Source organism: Suicoccus acidiformans, assembly GCF_003546865.1.
Taxonomy (GTDB): Bacteria; Bacillota; Bacilli; order Lactobacillales; family Aerococcaceae; genus Suicoccus; species Suicoccus acidiformans.
The window spans coordinates 2,033,187-2,050,615 of record NZ_CP023434.1 but is presented as its reverse complement, the minus strand read 5'-3'; the positions used below and the strand labels follow the sequence as shown (position 1 = coordinate 2,050,615).

General features: G+C 42.6%; 12 protein-coding genes, 2 pseudogenes and 1 other annotated feature (1 of these 15 only partly in view). Of the genes and pseudogenes, 4 read left to right on the top strand and 10 right to left on the bottom strand.

The features are described from left to right. Positions 1-194: a binding site (T-box leader), on the top strand; it begins 40 nt to the left of the window's first position. A 69-nt stretch (positions 195-263) separates the two neighbouring features. Further along, positions 264-1,097, top strand: coding sequence for a MetQ/NlpA family ABC transporter substrate-binding protein (locus CL176_RS09580; RefSeq protein ID WP_162890940.1), 834 nt, complete (start codon positions 264-266; stop codon positions 1,095-1,097). Positions 1,098-1,551: 454 nt separating this feature from the next. Here CL176_RS09580 and CL176_RS09575 read toward each other — a convergent pair whose 3' ends face one another. The 5 genes and pseudogenes from CL176_RS09575 to CL176_RS13095 form a co-directional block, all read right to left on the bottom strand. Next, a complete protein-coding gene (locus tag CL176_RS09575; RefSeq protein ID WP_118991111.1) occupies positions 1,552-2,850 on the bottom strand; it encodes an RNA-binding domain-containing protein in 1,299 nt (432 codons plus the stop codon). 507 nt (positions 2,851-3,357) lie between these two features. After that, positions 3,358-3,846: pseudogene (locus CL176_RS09570) on the bottom strand (prolyl-tRNA synthetase associated domain-containing protein). A gap of 338 nt (positions 3,847-4,184) precedes the next feature. After that, positions 4,185-4,418 carry a heavy-metal-associated domain-containing protein gene (locus CL176_RS09565; protein WP_118991110.1) on the bottom strand — a complete coding sequence of 78 codons (234 nt, stop codon included), beginning with the start codon at positions 4,416-4,418 and terminating at the stop codon, positions 4,185-4,187. Positions 4,419-4,481: 63 nt separating this feature from the next. After that, positions 4,482-6,338, bottom strand: a complete 1,857-nt coding sequence (locus tag CL176_RS09560) for a heavy metal translocating P-type ATPase (RefSeq protein ID WP_118991109.1) — start codon at positions 6,336-6,338, stop codon at positions 4,482-4,484. A 316-nt stretch (positions 6,339-6,654) separates the two neighbouring features. After that, a pseudogene (locus CL176_RS13095) lies at positions 6,655-7,138 on the bottom strand (IS1634 family transposase); the annotation flags it as partial. A 20-nt stretch (positions 7,139-7,158) separates the two neighbouring features. On the opposite strand from CL176_RS13095, the gene CL176_RS09550 reads away from it, so the two are divergent. After that, positions 7,159-7,869 carry a type III PLP-dependent enzyme domain-containing protein gene (locus CL176_RS09550; RefSeq protein ID WP_118991107.1) on the top strand — a complete coding sequence of 237 codons (711 nt, stop codon included), beginning with the start codon at positions 7,159-7,161 and terminating at the stop codon, positions 7,867-7,869. A gap of 234 nt (positions 7,870-8,103) precedes the next feature. On the opposite strand, the gene CL176_RS09545 is transcribed toward CL176_RS09550, so the two are convergent. The 4 genes from CL176_RS09545 to budC form a co-directional block, all read right to left on the bottom strand. Further along, on the bottom strand, positions 8,104-8,442 hold the full coding sequence (locus tag CL176_RS09545) for a type II toxin-antitoxin system PemK/MazF family toxin (RefSeq protein ID WP_118991106.1): 339 nt from the start codon (positions 8,440-8,442) through the stop codon (positions 8,104-8,106). Next, on the bottom strand, positions 8,439-8,669 hold the full coding sequence (gene mazE, locus CL176_RS09540; RefSeq protein ID WP_118991105.1) for a type II toxin-antitoxin system PemI/MazE family antitoxin: 231 nt from the start codon (positions 8,667-8,669) through the stop codon (positions 8,439-8,441). Before mazE ends, CL176_RS09545 begins: the two co-directional genes overlap by 4 nt. A gap of 1,048 nt (positions 8,670-9,717) precedes the next feature. After that, a complete protein-coding gene (locus CL176_RS12355; protein WP_162890938.1) occupies positions 9,718-9,945 on the bottom strand; it encodes a hypothetical protein in 228 nt (75 codons plus the stop codon). Between the two features lie 1,156 nt (positions 9,946-11,101). Beyond that, positions 11,102-11,848 carry a meso-2,3-butanediol dehydrogenase gene (gene budC / locus CL176_RS09530; RefSeq protein WP_118991103.1) on the bottom strand — a complete coding sequence of 249 codons (747 nt, stop codon included), beginning with the start codon at positions 11,846-11,848 and terminating at the stop codon, positions 11,102-11,104. Positions 11,849-12,534: 686 nt separating this feature from the next. Between budC and CL176_RS09525 the strand changes: the two genes are divergently transcribed. Next, positions 12,535-13,884, top strand: a complete 1,350-nt coding sequence (locus CL176_RS09525) for a D-serine ammonia-lyase (protein WP_118991102.1) — start codon at positions 12,535-12,537, stop codon at positions 13,882-13,884. Positions 13,885-14,561: 677 nt separating this feature from the next. Here CL176_RS09525 and CL176_RS12350 read toward each other — a convergent pair. After that, positions 14,562-14,762 (bottom strand): hypothetical protein, encoded by a 201-nt coding sequence (locus CL176_RS12350; protein WP_162890937.1) that lies wholly within the window; start codon positions 14,760-14,762, stop codon positions 14,562-14,564. A gap of 524 nt (positions 14,763-15,286) precedes the next feature. Here CL176_RS12350 and nrdD point away from each other — a divergent pair. After that, on the top strand, positions 15,287-17,425 hold the full coding sequence (gene nrdD / locus CL176_RS09520; RefSeq protein WP_118991101.1) for an anaerobic ribonucleoside-triphosphate reductase: 2,139 nt from the start codon (positions 15,287-15,289) through the stop codon (positions 17,423-17,425). Positions 17,426-17,429: the final 4 nt, after the last annotated feature.

Below are 17,429 nucleotides of genomic sequence, written 5' to 3'. Positions count from 1 at the left end.
CAGAGAATCTCGAACTGCTGAGACGGGATAGGGTTAACCTAGCGAAAATGAGCTTGGAGTTATGACTAGGGTGGAAGCTCTAGTCACGGCAGGTAACCGATAAACTACCGGACTTCTGTAATTCAGGAGTTGTCGAGGTTAATTCTTTAAAGAATTGACAAAGCAGGGTGGTACCGCGGTCAACCGCCCCTGGGCATAAGGGAAACTTTGTGCTCAGGGGCGGTTATATTTGTTGGAAATGAATGATAGAAAGAGGGAGAAATATGAAGAAACGTTGGTTGTTATTAGTGTCTTTGGTCTTGTCTCTATTTACTTATCAAGCAAATGCAATAAATTCAGTAGTCCTAGCGCAAAGTGAGGATGCGTCTCAAACGGTCGATGTGGCTTCCTCACCGGGCCCTTATACTGATTTATTTGTAACTTATGTTCAACCGATCATAGAAGAATCGGGCTATGAAGTTGTAATCCATGACTTTACTGAGTTACTGCTGGCGAATGAGAGCGTGCTTGAAGGTAGCACGGACTTAAATGTGGAACAACACTTGCTCTATATGGAGAACTTTAATGAAGAACGTGATGGTAATCTAGTATCTTTAGGTTCGATTCCAACCTTGCCTGCTAGTCTTTATGGCGGGCGTAAGTCATCCCTTGAAGAGGTAGCTGAAGGGGATATTGTATCCATTCCTGAGGATGCTTCGAATTTAACCCGAGCCTTATTGATCCTTGAGAAGGCGGGTTGGATTACGTTAGACCCTGAAGTTGAGCCAGGCGATGTCGAACTCAATGACATTATTGAGAATCCTTATAACTTGGAAATTATTACGATGGCTTCCTTAAATATTCCTCCAACTTTACCTGATGTGGACTATGCGGTCATTCCTGGCTCCATCGCCTATGATGCCGAAATTACGAGTGAACAAGCTTTGCTAAATGAGGACTTATTGCCAGAATTATACTTACAACTCGTCGTTCGAGAAGATCAAGCTGATGCCGAATGGGCCCAAATTATTCGCGGTGCCTATGACTCTGAAGAAGTTCAAGCTGGTGTTAAGGAGAACGCTGAAACTGAAGATATTAATTGGGTAATTCCTGAATAAAGTTAAACGAAAACAAAATAGTTACAAACAAGGTTCTTTGTTAAATTGTCTTGTACAGAAGCAAATAAGATCAAGTAACGACATAGGTTACTTGATCTTTTTCAAGGTGTGGCCGGCATAGGCGATAACTTGTGGTGAAAGTCCATTGCATGCAATAATCACTAAGAGGGGAGTATACAGCTAATAATAACTATCTATGACGAGAAAAATGAGCAGACTTAACGGTAATTTGATTAGCATGTCGTTGACTCAGTTAGCACCAAAAGAAACCTAGGCCTATGGTACGCTAATACTATAGACTAGGTCTCTTCTTGTTAAATGCAATAGGGAATAGTATTAGGGTACTCGTTCGATTATCGCGTCATTATCGCGTCAAATCGTTCGAATCGTTAAGCATTATGTGAAGCGAAGGCGACAATCTTGAAGGGGTTTAAGGATTAGGTAGATTTTCTTATTATAATTTCTTTATTTGGTAACTAGTGGCTCGGCCACTTCCAATTCTTTCAAGTTTGTCAATTTTAATGAGTTCATTTAAGAGGCGTCTTGCAGTGGCGGGAGAAACCTCAAGCAGTGATTCGACTTGTTGGCGGCGAATAGTTCCTGCTTCTTGTGCCATCTTTAGAATAGCTTCTTGGTCTGCCGTGAGTGGTGTATCAGCTTGAACAGTTAAATTAGGGAGGAAGAGTCGAAAGACATTAGGCGACACCTCAATCTTGGGGCTAAAACTTGATCCCTTATAGTCATTGTAGATTCGCGGAATACCAAAGCCAAATTGTTCCATGAAGCCTAGCTTGCTAAAGAGAAAGGCTAAACGAGGATTACGCAGTTGGGAGTAACCCTTTTGGATATCTGAAATCTCAAGGCCTTTATAGAGCCCACCGTAAGATACAATCTCCATCTGGTTCTCATAAATACTGAGGAAGTTATCGCCATTTGGATTGGAGTAGTCCTTATGAACGAGACTATTTACGATTCCTTCTCGAATGGAGAAGTCGGGGTAAGCGGGCTGGTCAATTCTTTGCAGTCCTGTATAGCGGGGTCTAATCACATTATATTGTTGGGCGAAGCGATAGCTTTCCTCCAAGAGCTGGAATACTGAACCGCGGACTACTCGTTGATCAATCACCGAAGAAGAACGGGCATCTCCTCTAAAAGCTACCAATTTATATCCATAAGGGGCTTGGTCTGACACGATAAGAGCTAAATTAGTATAAAGATCTTGATTATCTAGTAAACCTAAGCTTTTCAAATTGATTTGGTCAAAGGGGATTTCAGCCACCTTAAACGCTTGAGATAGATAGGTAAAGGTCAAATCTTGCTTGGGAGATAGGTCCTGTTCGAAGTGTATCTCTTCATTAGAGAAGAAGAGGGCTCGAATTTGGCTATAGGAAGCATGGATATTACTAGCGCCATCTCGCAGATAAACACCTGATTCAGTGGGCCCTTTCTGCTTCTTGTAGTAAGGTTTGCGATGGCCTTCTTGTACTTTAATCTGAATAATATACTTATCGTCTAAGGTTAGAGGGACATAGTCTATAAAGCTATAAAGTTCAGGTTGAATATTGTCTCGAATCATAGCGGAGATTTGATCCATAGCCATTTCACTATTAGCTAGTCCAATAATATCTCCCGCCTTATTAATCCCCACGTAAATATCCCCACCGCGGTTATTTGCGAAAGCGATGACATCTTCTATGATTTTATTATTAACCTCTTGTTTGAGTTCAAGTTGTTGGCTTTCAATAAACTCCATGGATATTTCCTCCTTTTAAGTTTGATAATGATGCTCTTTTGTCTTAAGTATAATTGAAATAAGTCAGCTCGTCCATTATTGCGCGTCATTATCGCGTCAAATCGTTCGAATCGTTAAGCGCTATGTGAAGCGAATTGAAGGATTATGCAAGCTGGACTGTGCACTATAGAAACCTATCGTGAATTAAATACAATTCATTTGTTAAATTAAGTTAGACACACCCTAATGTTCTCTAAAAGAACTTTTATCGGTGTTAAATAGTCCAGTGATTTTCTCGGAATTTGGTTTCTGTGCCAAAGTCGGATCTATGTGAATTGATCTCAGTCGTTGAAAGAAGCAGAATTCGCTAATACTATCGTCTGTGTACTACAAAAGGCTGGCTACCATCATACATACGCGTGAGATGAATCGGGAAGTTCCTATACGCTTCTATGAGAGCTTCCAGAAGGGAACTCATTAGCTACGTGGCGGAGAGGCTGAGCAGTCAATGAATGGCTAGTCTCCTACTCAAGATAGGTCAATGATGCTTGGGGAGTAGTCGATATCTTCGAGGAATTTCATTAAGTCGTCCGTCGTGATAAAGATGGTCTTCTCATTGGTGTTCGGATGGAAGCACATTCTCTCCTCATTGATGATGGCCTGGTCGAGGTATACTTTAACGTCCTTATCTTGATTGTAGAGAGGCCAAAGGGGAGACCGTTCCAGCAGGGAGTCCTAGCTTGTCTTGCAATAAGTCTTCTGAAGCCATTTTGATTTTCTTTTGCTTAACGATTTCAGCGAACTTGGCCATATCTAATCGTTTGTAATCATCCATGATGAGCAGATAATAATTCCTTTTCTTTCAATTTGTCAGGAACATGGTCTTGGTGCGCACCCCTTCAATACCAAGATGAAGGCATTAGCTTGCTCAGTGGTGAAGACGAGCTCGTGTTCTACAAGTTCGAAGTTTATGTTCAACTCAGCTAATTTGTCGACGACTGCTTTGTATAAATTCATGGTGCATTTCCTTTCATCTATTTGGTTAAGTATACAATGTTTTCTATTCTGCGCACGCTATCACTTATTATACTTCCCAAGTCTCCTATTATAATTTGCATATTAATCACATAATACAACAAAAAAATCCTTTATCATGGACCTGGATGACTAATCCAAGACCCAAAATAAAGGACCTACTCATAATGGGTATACAACTTAAACTTCGCCAATCATATTCGCTACATTTCGTTAGTGGCGATAAATTATTGTGATTTTAGCGTGAAAATACCGACTAAATGACTTAGAAATCGCTAAAAGTACTTCGTAGATTCCGAGGGAATTACGTTTGACAGCTTTTAAGCGGCTTTTACATTAGACTTTAGAACTTCATAGCCTAACTGTTCAATGGCTGCTTCAATTGCTTCAATTGATGTTTGGTTAGCGTCAAAGTTAACTTTCACCTTGCTCGCATTAAAGAGCACTTGGATGCTCTCTGCGTCTACGCCTTCGACCCCTTTGACACCGGCTTCGATTTTCTGTAGACATGACGGGCACGTTAACGTTTCTAATTGTAATACTGCTTTCTTCATATTTATCTCCTCCTTATTTACTAATAGTATACAAGGCTTTCCCCATGACTTCCTTGACCTGTATCAAGTTCGGCGTAATTTAAAAGATAATAGGCGTATAGCGTTCATAATCACGACGAGAATAGAACCTTCATGAATTAACATGCCAATGGCCATATCCATCCAATTGGTGAAGAACAACATCGCAAGTAGAAGAATAACAACGCCGACAGCGATAAAGATATTCTGTTTCATATTGCGATCGGTGGCTTTGGTTAAGCCGAGGGCGTGATTCAAGTGGTCAAAGTCAGAATTGACAAGGACAACATCCGAGGTTTCGATGGCAACGTCGGTTCCCGACCCCATCGCGATACCAATATCTGCCAGTGCAAGGGAAGGTGCATCATTAACCCCATCGCCGACAAAGGCTACAATTTGTCCTTGGGCTTGAAGTGCTTTAACATAATCGGCCTTATCTTCCGGGAGCATATGTCCCTTGGCCTCCGTCAAACCTAATTCACGCGCTACTAAATCAACCGTTCCTTGATTATCACCTGAAGCGACGACTAAGTTTTGGACGCCTAGCTGTTTCATTTGAGCAAGTTGCGCCTTCACATCTGGGCGAATTTGGTCGCGGATGCCCATTAAGGCAATAATTATGCCATCAACAGCGATTAAGACAATGGAATTACCGCGTTCTTGGAAAGCCATTACATCCTCTTCCACTTCGGTGGAAATGGCATAATCTAAGTTTTCCATTAAATATAAGTTCCCGATCGCAAGGGTATGGCCGGCGACTTGACTGACAATCCCACCTCCTTTGATGACGTCGGTTTGGTCCACCGATGGCAGATTCGTGATGTTCAGATGCTTAACAATGGCCTGGGCCAGGGGGTGATTTGACGACGCTTCAACGGCAGCGACATAAGTCATCGCCTGGTCGGTAAAGCCGGCATAATGTCTTTCGTCTGCCACCTCAGGATTGCCGACCGTTAGCGTGCCTGTCTTGTCAAAGATAATGGTATCAACGCTCGCAAAGTCTTGAATGACTTCAGACCCCTTTAGCAAAATACCATTCTTCGCGCCATTGCCAATCCCTGCAACGTTTGAAACCGGCACGCCAATCACCAGCGCCCCGGGACAACCGAGGACTAGGATGGTAATAGCTAATTCAGCGTTACGCGTGATGACACCGATGACTAAGCCTAGCATTAGGACAACAGGTGTGTACCACTTGGCAAAGCGGTCGATGAATTTCTCGGCTGCGGACCTTGAGTCTTGCGCTTCTTCAACGAGCTCAATGATGCGGCCAAAGGTTGTATCCTCACCCACTGCAGTTGCTTCCAGGTGAAGGGTTCCATTCTCTAAAATCGTTCCAGCAAAGACTTGCTCACCAGAATGCTTATTCACCGGGAGGGATTCGCCCGTAATCGATGCTTCGTTGAGCAGTCCACTTCCTTGAATAATCCGGCCGTCTACGGGGACTTTCCCGCCGGTCTTGACGAGAATAATATCGCCTTCATCCACCAAGTCGACCACTTCTTGCTGGAATGACCCATCGTCCTGTTGGACCCAAGCCTGCTCAGGTGCCATATCGGTTAACTCTTTAATGGAAGCGCGCGTATAGTTGAGTGTTCTGCCTTCAAGCCAGGAACCGAATAAGAATAAGAAAGTGACGATGGCGGATTCTTCATAGTTCTGAATGAAGAGAGCGCCAATGGCGGCAATGGCGACGAGCACATCAATCGAGACCACTTTAACTTGAAGTGCCGATATTGCTTGCGTCGTTAAGGGCAGAAGCCCAAGAATACCTGCAATAAGAAAAGTGACTTGAGCGATAGGGTGTTGGTGTAGGGCGTAGTGACTGACAAGGGCGATGATAATAAGGACTGCTTGCATCCACATTATTGTGTTTTTATTTCGGAATATAAGTTTCTGCATGATTTTTCCTCCTCTGTTTGGTTTCCTTAGTCTTATCTTAACAAGGCTTGCGGGAGAAGGAATTGACGGTAATCAAGGTTGATGGTTATTTTTCTAAGAAAGGATTGTGTGGATGATGGAGTGTGAATGCTAAGCTATCATCACATTCGCGAAGGGACGGGAATTGCCATAAATTAAAAGATGATTAAAACTAATTGACAAATCTAATTTATCTTGGTACATTATCTCGTCTTTGACACTTTCAAAAGCAAAAAAACGCCTATAAGCCTGATTTAACAGTCTTTTAGGCGGTTTTCTTTTTGCTGAAAAAAGCGTACTATTTGTTTATTTTACCTGAGGCTGAAAGTTTTTTTATCTTATTAAATTCTTTGTCACCAATAAATTGATAGTCTGTTCGAAAAGGAAAGATAGAATGTAACTGATCCGTTAAAGGTGTACGTTGATACGCAGGGATATATCCCTCGCCTTGTATTTCAAACCATCTCATCTCTTCTAAGCATTGTAAAATCTCAGAACAAGTATTATTGATCGCCTAATAATTGGGAGACGATACGATACACAAGAAGGGCAATAAAACAGACTAAGAAGTGAGCCTCTATACGAGTTTCACGATGTAGATAAACAGGTCGTGCTTTAAATTCTGTTTTCATTATCCGGAAACTTTCTTCTATTTCCCAGCGCTGGTGATTAATTGCAACGATTTTTTCAGTATCGCCTTCTAAATTAGTGCACACGCAATAAAAGCCATCATATTTAGCTTCTTCGACAATTTTCTTCTCATTGAGTGTATATACAGATTCAAATCCATGATGTTATTTTAATGCAAGATTTGGGTGACTTACGTGAAGGGTATTATAATACAGCAGAGCTCATTAACACCGCCTTGTGGATTGAGGAAGACTGTAAAGCGCTGAATTTAAAGGGAATCGGCACGAATCTCGGTTGTTACGGTTCCATTGTACCGGACGCAGAGAATTTAGGGACACTGGTTCAGATTGCAAGGCAAATTGAAGCAAGGATCGGCCGCCCGCTCGACTGGGTGTCTGGGGGTTCAACCACCACCCTGCCTTTAATTCATGACGGGAGTATCGTCTCCGGCATTAATCATGTCCGGATTGGTGATGCGATCTTCTTAAGGGATATGGAACTCTATTATGACTATCACTTTGAAGGGATGCATGATGATGCAATCATCTTAGAAGCTGAAATTGTTGAGCTGAAGACGAAGCCGAGCCACCCTGTTGGAACGATTACCCTCGATGCTTTTAATAATCGGCCGGTTTATGAAGATATCGGCGAACACCAGCGGGCCCTCCTTGCGGTTGGTCGTCAAGATATTGGCGATATGATGAAGCTGTTGCCGGAAGATGAGGGGATTCGCCTTATTGGCGGAAGCAGTGACCATACCATTATTGATGTGACAAATGCCGAGGGAAGCTACCAAGTCGGTGATATTCTCAGATTTAAACTGCAATATGAGCATATCGTCTTCGCATCAGCTTCTATTTATGTTGTGAAAGTATTTGAATAATGTAGGTTAATTCCCAGTGTAAGACATATTGTGCCCCTTAAGGTAGACGCTGCAAAAGCAAACTACCTTAGGGGGCTTTCTAGTGGCTGCTCTTATTTCATAAATGGGCAAGCTTTGCATCCTTTCAGTGATAAGGCCTTGTTCTCTTGAGGATATTCATATGTAACCTTCACTTTGTTAATTCATTTCAGCTCCTCAATCTTACCTAATGCTACTCAGCGGAGATGAAGCGGATCAATCCTTACTAAAAATATATTCAACTAACTGGTCAATTTGCTTCAAGTAGAAGGTTGGAACTTTTTCGATAAAGGCGATATTTCTTACTTTGAAATCAATCGACTTAAGTTGGGACACAACCACATAGCCTGCCGTATTCAGCTGTTTCGGTAGGGGGACATGTGTGGGGAACTTTCGAAATGTAGTGGTAATGGGACAGACGACTGCGAAATAGGTTGTGCGATTGAAAGCAATGTGTGAGATTACTAAGGCTGGTCTACACTTTTGGATTTCCTTACCCGCAGCAGGGTCGAAGTCAAGCCATACGATATCACCTTTCTCTGGAATATAACTCATAGTAGTTCTTCCCCAGCTCTTGGCATATCCTCCCAGACTTCACTATCATAATATGCGCCTTCTTCAGCAATTAAGAAAGGATTATCAATCTTAGGGACAAGCGTAACCGTTCCATCTTCATGATAGAAGACAAAGTATTCTTTCTGGCTTGCGATAGGGTACTCCTCACTCGCCGGTAGGGTCACGACGATTGAATTACCTTGCTTTCGTGTTCTAGTTGTATACATTCAAACCACCTCATAAGCATTATAACATAATTCACCACGAATGTTATTATTGCTCGTAAATAACACTGCCTTTATTCTAATCGAAGTTATTGCAGGAAACCTTAGCCTTGCCAAAATAGGACAGAATTATGGCACCATTCTGCGCGATTTCCTAAGCCAACAGGTGATTTATCAAGAACTACCAAGGCAAGGTGAATAGTGTGAATCTGTAGTCATTGGATAATCATCTATGCCAAAAATAGTGGGTTTTATAATTAACTTAACAAGCAACTTTGTGAGAGATTCGTTAGGGATGTTCCCCTTAAAGTAGACATTTGGAAAGGCTAACTGCCTTAAGCGGATATTTTTTGCGATATTTGTGTGCTAATCGCCAGGGTATTGTGAAGGGAACCATTGCTGAATTTATCGAAGCTGAGGTCATAGCAACGTTCACGTTAAGTCATGTCCTTTCGCCGCATCATAAATCTTTTGTAAATCCCTTTGGAAAGCGTGTGTAGAGTGGGCTGTCTCAGACCAATTGGGTAAGGTGCCCCTCATTGTTTGACCGTTGGTAAGCTTAAGCAGCAGTGCATGTCTATGGATTTCCCGAAGATTAGCCTTGATATATGCTTTGTGATAAACGTCTTCTAGCCACTTGTAACTTTTAATTTCATTCCAGATATATTCTTGAATTTGACGCGCCGCTTGCGGTGTTTCTTCAAGTCATCTTGCTGCTTCTCTTTGGAGCGCTTGCTTGCTTCTAGCTTTTGTCGGAAGATACTATCCGCGCTAATTTCCAGTATAAGCAAATTATCACTGATAAGGTCAAAGGATTGGTCTACGTGCTTTAAACTCTTACGACAATCATGGATTATTGAAAGTAAGTATAGACATAACAGAATGGGAATAAAGAACATGAAGACTGCAAAACCTTCCATGAAATTAGTGTTGAGAAGAAAGTGCTGAAGGGCGATAAGACTAGAGCAACCCAGGAGGGTCGTACGAGATGTTTGCAAAGATTCAAGATAGTTCCGGCGCCACTCTTCCCGAACCTCGGCAAATCTTTCATCTACGCGTGATAAGTATACTCAGTAAAAAACGAAATCTTCCCCGACTTAAAATATGAAGTCGCGGGTTGACAATCTGGTAAAGCTTCAATCGATTCTTTAAAGGCCGATATTGGTACGTTGGAGTTTGTTGCAGATGTTTCTGAAGTTTCGGCTACTTGGGATGCCCGCTTACGCGATTCTATAACTTGCTTATGATAAGTGATGACTTCATTGACGAATTTATCCATTGCATAAACGATTTCCTGACTTCTAAAAGTCTTTTTCTTCTTCATAAATAAACGTAAAAGTCATACCATAAATCTTCATATCACCATCCTCCAAGGGTTAATCGAATCGTAATGTAATTTGGCTCTATTTCTTCCACAGCAGACTTATCAGAAAAGTACCTATGAATGTATACAACGAACAAAACAATAAAAAGCAGAAAAGACCAGTCACCAATAAATTGGGATAAACTATCACAGACGCAAAAGATAAACATGAAACCTAAGTTATCTAACCATCCATCGGGATTCTTCCGGTAAAGATACGTCTTTTCGGACCATTTATAGACGGTTCAGACATCGCAGTAACCTCCTTTATTAATAGACTGCTTCATCTAAATTATAATGTGAAAAACGCAAGATAACAGATTATAAGCATGATGCAGTACTAATTCAAAGGTTTAATAAACCGATAATTGGGATGGGAGAGATATAATTAAGTCGAATAATGTATTCTACCTTGTTTTCCAGCAGAGTTAGTTTACCGAAAGGTCTTAATCAGTCAATTCACATTGGCAACGCCTAATATTCTGGCTTGTGATGAAGTAAACGTAATAAGAGATAGGTGTGTCTGAAACGAGCTTGCTTGTGGTTGGGAAAGATGTTTAAGCATGCTTTCTTATGCAAAAGGAAGTGGGGAAGAAGTAGCGATCTTCTCGAAGGTAATACGGTTTAAAGTAAGTTTCGGCAAGCCTTGACTAAAGACTATACGGAAAGAGAAGGTTATCATAGCCAAGTATTTGCTTTTCCTAGGGTGGGCGATTAGATTTGCAGTTGTAGCAAGCCTTAACGGCTGATTTACGTGTGGCGGAGGAATAGCGCCAGAGAGATGGCTAAGGGGGATTGTATTTATCACGGCCAATGGGGAATTAGCCTTGATACTTATTTTAAGAATGTGGATAAGCAGTTCTTTATTTAATAGCTGCAGGAGGTCTTAAAGCGCGATTTCAAAGGAGATTATTCTTGTAAGTATGCGCATTGCTGGGAGCATTAGCGGATAGATTAACCATTGGTGTGGAAGCGTAGTTACAGACTGGCAGCAAGCGGACGTATAAATCACGATGAATGCTTGCCCAAAAGCACACAAAAAAGTCAGCTGAAAAGCTGACTTTTTGCGACTTTAGGACATGGTCCAACCACCGTCTACTGGTAGGGCATGGCCTGTAATGTAGCTTGCTTGATCACTGGCGAGGAATAGGGCTGCCTTGGCGATGTCATCGGGTTGGCCTAGGCGTTTCATTGGGATAGGTGCCAGGAAGCCTTCGCGAATGGCATCGTCTTCTAATAAAGCAGACGTCATTCCTGTGACACCTGTCCCTGGGCAGATTGCGTTCGCTCGTACCCCGTCTATGGCGTAATCAACGGCAATGGCCTTCATCATAGAGATAACGGCCCCTTTAGTTGTTCCATAGGCGACCGCACCCGGAAAACCAATAATACCACCGGCTGAAGCTGTGGAAATAATGCAACCTTTCGTCTTCTTCAAATAAGGTATGGCGAATTTAGAAGCATAGAAGACCCCGTTAACATTGACTTCAATCGACTTATTAAAGTCTTCTAGGCTTACCTCTTCGGCATTGCCTGGAGCGTAAATTCCAGCATTATTAAACAAAACATCAATTTGCCCATAGGTATCAATAGCCTTCTGGATAAAGTTCTGGACATCTTCAACTTGACTGACATCGCCTTGAACAGCAATAGCTTCGCCACCGGCATCTTGAATTTCTTTTACGGTCTTTTCTGCTGATTCGAGATTATAATCAACGACAACAACTTTGGCCCCTTCTTCAGCAAACAGCTCACTCGTAGCCTTGCCAAAACCTGAGCCTGCCCCTGTAATAATTGCGACTTTGTCCTTGAGTTGCATGTGAATCCTCCTTTACATCTTGTGAACATAGTGGACTTGATAAAATCAGTATAGCACTCTGCCTGGTAAAAAGATAGAGCAAAGTATAAGTGACAGAATGTTGTGCGTTAGAATCAATGTTAATCTGTAGCTTAGTGTCAATTTAAGTGCTGGATGTCGTAGAAATGACTTCTGTGCTATTAGTGGGATATATTAGGAGGGACGTGTGCCCAACCACAAGAGGGGAGAGACATCGGAATTAATTGGTTGTTGGCTTCTCAGCTGAATCCTTTACTCAGTAGTCAAGGACTAGCTTTCTGTTTAATCAATGAGTTACTTAGGATAGTGCGAAAGCCTAAGGCAGTTTGAGCAAAGCCTAGTATCTGTTATCTTAAGCTTGACCTCAAGCATTTGTACAGGCCCATCCACTGCATGATAGATGGTAAGCTTCCTGAGGTAACTAGGTTTTTTGGTATGGTAAAGATTAGAATTCCTTTAGCATTGCGCTTTGGCAAGCCAAGTTGTTTGTATCGCGGTGCAATTTATTTTAGACTAATGGCATAGCATTTAAGTTAGGTCAAGCCTTTGGCTGACGCCTTATGGAGAGTTATTTGACAATTTATTTCTTAGCGGATACGCGCGCAGATTTCAAAGGTCTGCTTTAATGCTGATGAGCGCAGTAAGTTATGGACTTAGGAGGAATGGAAATGGGAAACACAGTAGCCGGCAAAACAATTGACCAATGGATTGAGTCTAAGCCTGTTCTGGAGAATGTGAGTGAGGGTGAGAAGGTGTTCTGGTTGAATGATGGCCAATTGCCTTATGCCCAGGCCAGGGAACAGGTGAGTGCCGAGCCAGAGCGGGTTAAAGATGCGTCTGATCGATTGAAGCGATTCGCTCCATTTATCGAATTGGTGTATCCTGAGACGAAAGCAAATAATGGCCTTATTGAATCCCCAATAACGCATATTCCGCATATGACCCAAGCAATTGAAGAAGCGAGTGGCCAAGAGCTTTCGGGGACGCTCTATTTGAAGCGAGACGATTCCTTGCCGGTAGCTGGGTCAGTCAAGGCTCGAGGAGCTGTTCATGAAGTGTTGAAATTTGCAGAAGAAAAGGCATTGGAAGCAGGTTTATTATCTGGCTACGATGATGATTATCGGAAATTTGCTAGCGATGCATTTCAAGATTATATGAGTCAATTTAAAGTCCAAGTAGGGTCTACGGGTAATTTGGCTATTGCGACCGGTGTGATGAGTGCAGCCCTAGGCTTTAATGCGACCGTTCATATGTCATCTGATGCAAAGCAATGGAAGAAAGATTATCTTCGCGACCACGGGAATACCGTTAAAGAATACGATACCGATTTTACCGAGGCTGTGGCCCAAGGGCGTAAAGAGTCGGATGCTGACCCGAAATCTCACTTTGTAGATGATGAGCATTCGATGGACTTATTTTACGGCTATGCGGTGGCTGGTGAACGTGTCGCAAAGCAATTAGCCGAGATGGATATTAAGGTAGATAGCGAGCATCCGTTATTTGTGTACATTCCTTGTGGGGTGGGTGGTGCCCCAGGTGGCATAACTTATGGATTTAAGGAGCAATTCGGGGACGATGTGCATGTCTTCTTCGTAGAGCCTACCCAAATTCCCGCGATGGCACTGAGCTTAATAACTGAGCAATACGGCCAAGTTTCAGTCACAGATTTCGCCTTGAGTGGTCAAACAGGCATGGATGGACTTGCGGTTGGAACAGCTTCTAGAGGTGTGGCAGAAATTATGGCCAAGATTGTCAGTGGTATTTATACCGTTACCGATCAAGATGCCTATAATTACCTGAGCAAATTAATCGATACGGAAGATATTGCGATTGAACCGTCTTCTACTCCAGGAATGTACGGACCCCAACTCTTGCTTCATTCAGCGGAAGGGAAAGCTTACCTTGAGCGCCATAAACTTACAGACCATATGCACAATGCGACCCACTTAGCTTGGGCGACGGGTGGCAGTATGGTACCGGAAGAGGATATGAAGGCCTTCTATGACTTAGGGTGCTGAGTTGACCTGATAAATCAAATGATATTATTTGCTCCAAGAATGATATAATTTCCTTCTTCGAACTATTTGCCAAGACCCTTGCGTAATTGAATTTAAAAATGAGACCGGAAGTAAGTATTTATATGCTTTTATAAATACTTCTTCGGGCCTCTTTTAGTGTCTCCAGCATTGTGTGAATACTGCTACTTCATAAGCCCACTAGTGCCAATACCACAAATTGCATCTGTAATCCCATCGGCAACGCCAGAATGGCTTCATATTGACGTTGAGTCGTTGCTTTTGGAATCTGATACTTTATGCCTAAATTTGTCAAAAAAGGCGAAGGGTACAATCATTAACGTTTAAATCTGGATAACCTACCAACAGCCGATCTTTAATTTGTGCTGCAGTTCAATGTGGATATTCTTGTAAGCAATGTAAAACTCAATCTATATACGAATCTAATTGCTTCTTTCACTTTCCATGTTTAATAAAATATTCCTCGGCTTTTTCGAATGGCACTTATAAATAGTTGGTCGACAAAAGCCTAATTCTTCAACAGTTTGTGTTATTTTCAATCTCTTCTCAATCGAGTCACCTCGAACAATATTGTTGGAAATATTGTGCAGGGCTTAGCAAGCTGATTAGACAAAATGTAAAATTTAATCTGTTATTGTTGGTTGACTATAGTTTAGTATTTATACCGGAGTCTCCAGCCAAGTGAGTAGCTCACCTGCTACTTGGTAAGTTTCTGTTTGGCTGAGTTTGCGGTGGTGTGAGGGGTCTGGTTGGATGACGGTGGCTTCTTCGCCTTGGGCATTGTAAGACTCCTGGAGAAGCCATGTCAGAGTTAGGCAGAGATAGAACCAGTGCTTTTGGGGTCGTTTGTTGGTATACATGGGCTTCGCCTTTAGGAAGAAATGACGTGTGTTATTTAGCTGATGGCATTAAGGTGTTGGAAGTGTTCCTTGATTTGCGCCGGGTGCTGTCTGTCATGGGTGCCCCGGAACGGCTTGAAGTACGTTAAATGCCGTGAAGCCAATATCCAGACTCTTGCCATATGATTTTTTTGAAATAGGGTGTTCTTATGCTTCCTCAAGCGTAAAGCAGGTAAGCTGGGCCAGGCTTGGGAATGAGTGGGATGTTTCGTATAGCTTCTTCCTAGGTGGATATGATTTGGGGCGTCTCTTAACTAAATTATATGCAGGCAATCGCATTTGCTCAAGTGGAAACATTGAATGATAGATCTGAAATTTCTCGCCTGCTTGGAAAGGCACTACACTCACCTTTATAAGCAAAAATTATTTTCACAACGCCTAATTCTTATAAAAAGACTTGACTTCCTCCCCAATAAGTAGTGTAATAGTAGGTGCAAAGACACAATATATTGTGTTTGAACATTACTATAAGGAGATAGAGCACCATGATGCAAGTAATTAAGCGGAACGGGGCAAAGACTGCCTTCGACGAAGATAAAATTATCCAAGCGATAAATAAAGCGAATAACGATATTAACGAGAACTTGGATCAAGCAGGTTCAGAGATTGCTAGCGAAATTCATATTCTTGCCGAGAAATCTGATGGTTTATCCGTATATGAAATTCAAGGCTTGGTAGAGAATAAGTTGATGGCGAAGGGGTATCCGCAAACATCTAAGAACTATACCCTCTATCGCTTGCGTAAGGATATGGACCGTTTAGGTCTGCCGGACATCGAAGGGGAAGTCAGCAAGCTAATTGCCAAGGATCCTTCGGTGGTTCATGAGAATGCGAATAAGGACAGCAATGTCTTTAACACTTATCGGGATTTAACAGCGGGTTCTGTGGCCAAGGCTATTGGATCTAAGACTTGGCCGGAAGCAGTGTGGGAAGCCCATGTAAATGGCGATATTCACTTGCATGATTCGGACTTCTTCCCGTATTCGCCTATGACGAACTGTAATGTGACGAATTATCAAGATATGTTACACAATGGCTTTGAGTTGAATGGAACGCATATGGGTACGCCAGGCTCGATTGGGGTAGCCACGCGTCACTTGGCCATGATTATCCAAAGTATTGCTTCGGTGCAATATGGTGGGCAGACCATCGCAGATGCGGATGTGCTCTTGGCGCCTTTTGCGGAGAAGAACTACCAGAAGCATCAGGCTGAATTGGCGGCGCATATTACAGATGTAGAGACTTTGGAGATGGTCGCTTTTGAGTTGACTCGCAAGGATATTTATAAGGCGATGGAAGGTTTGGAGTATGATATTAATAGTTTAAGTTCCAGCTCAGGTCAGACGCCTTTTGTCAGTCTTGGTTTCGGCCGGGGGACGAACCGCTTCGAACGGGAAATTCAACAGGCGATTCTCAAGGTGCGCTTACATGGCTTGGGCGAAAGTGACGATCCTAATAAGAATAAGACGGCTATCTTCCCGAAATTATTATTTGTCATTAAAGATGGCGTGAATTTAAAGCCGGACGATCCAAATTATGATGTGAAGCACTTGGCCCTTGAGTGTACGGCTAAGCGTATTTATCCAGATTATCTTTTTGAAGAGAAGATTATCGATATTACGGGTAGCTTTAAGTTCCCTATGGGTTGTCGCTCTTTCTTGCAAGGTTGGGTGGACCCAGAGACAGGCGAATATTTGAATGAAGGTCGTGCCAATGCTGGGGTACAGACGGTGAACTTGCCGCGTATTGCCCTAGAATCGGCCGGGGACTTCGAGAAGTTCTGGGAAATCTTTGATGAGCGGCTGGATTTATTACATGAAGCGGCAGCTTTCCGTATCAATTTCTTGCGGGATAACTTAAAGTCCAGCATGGCACCGATCTTATTTGAACAAGGAGCTTTGACGCGTACGCAAGCGGGGGAGAATGCTTTTGACAAGGCTTTTGGTAATCGTCGGGGGACGATTTCTCTAGGTTACATTGGCTTGCACGAAGTGGCGACGATTATGTATGGTACGACAGAGTGGCATCAGATAGACGGAGCCAAGGACTTTACGGTTGAAATTCTGCAGCGGATGAAAGATAAGGCCGATCAGTGGGGCGAGGCTGAAGGGGTGCATTATTCCAACTACGGGACGCCTTCGGAAAGTTTGACGGATAAGTTCTGCCGTCTCGACCGGGCGAAATTCGGTGATATTGAAGGTGTGACGGATAAGGAGTACTACACTAACTCCTTCCACTTTACGACTGAGCAAGACATTACGCCTTTTGAGAAGATTGATTTCGAAGCGGCCTATCCTAAGTTAACCAGTGGTGGTTTTATTTCCTATGTGGAAGCGCCGAGCTTAGTCCATAACTTGAAAGGTATGGAGGCCATTATTGATTATGCCTATGATAAATTAGGTTATTTAGGCGTCAATTCGCCGATTGATAAGTGTTTCGAATGTGGCTTTAATGGAGACTTTAAAGCTACGGAACAAGGTTTTGAATGCCCGTCTTGTGGTAATAGTAATCCAGCAACCAGTCAAGTGGTGAAACGCCTTTGTGGTTACTTGGGTGAGCCGAATTCGCGTCCGATTGTTCGAGGGCGTAAGAAAGAAATTGAGTCACGGGTTAAGCATATGTAATATT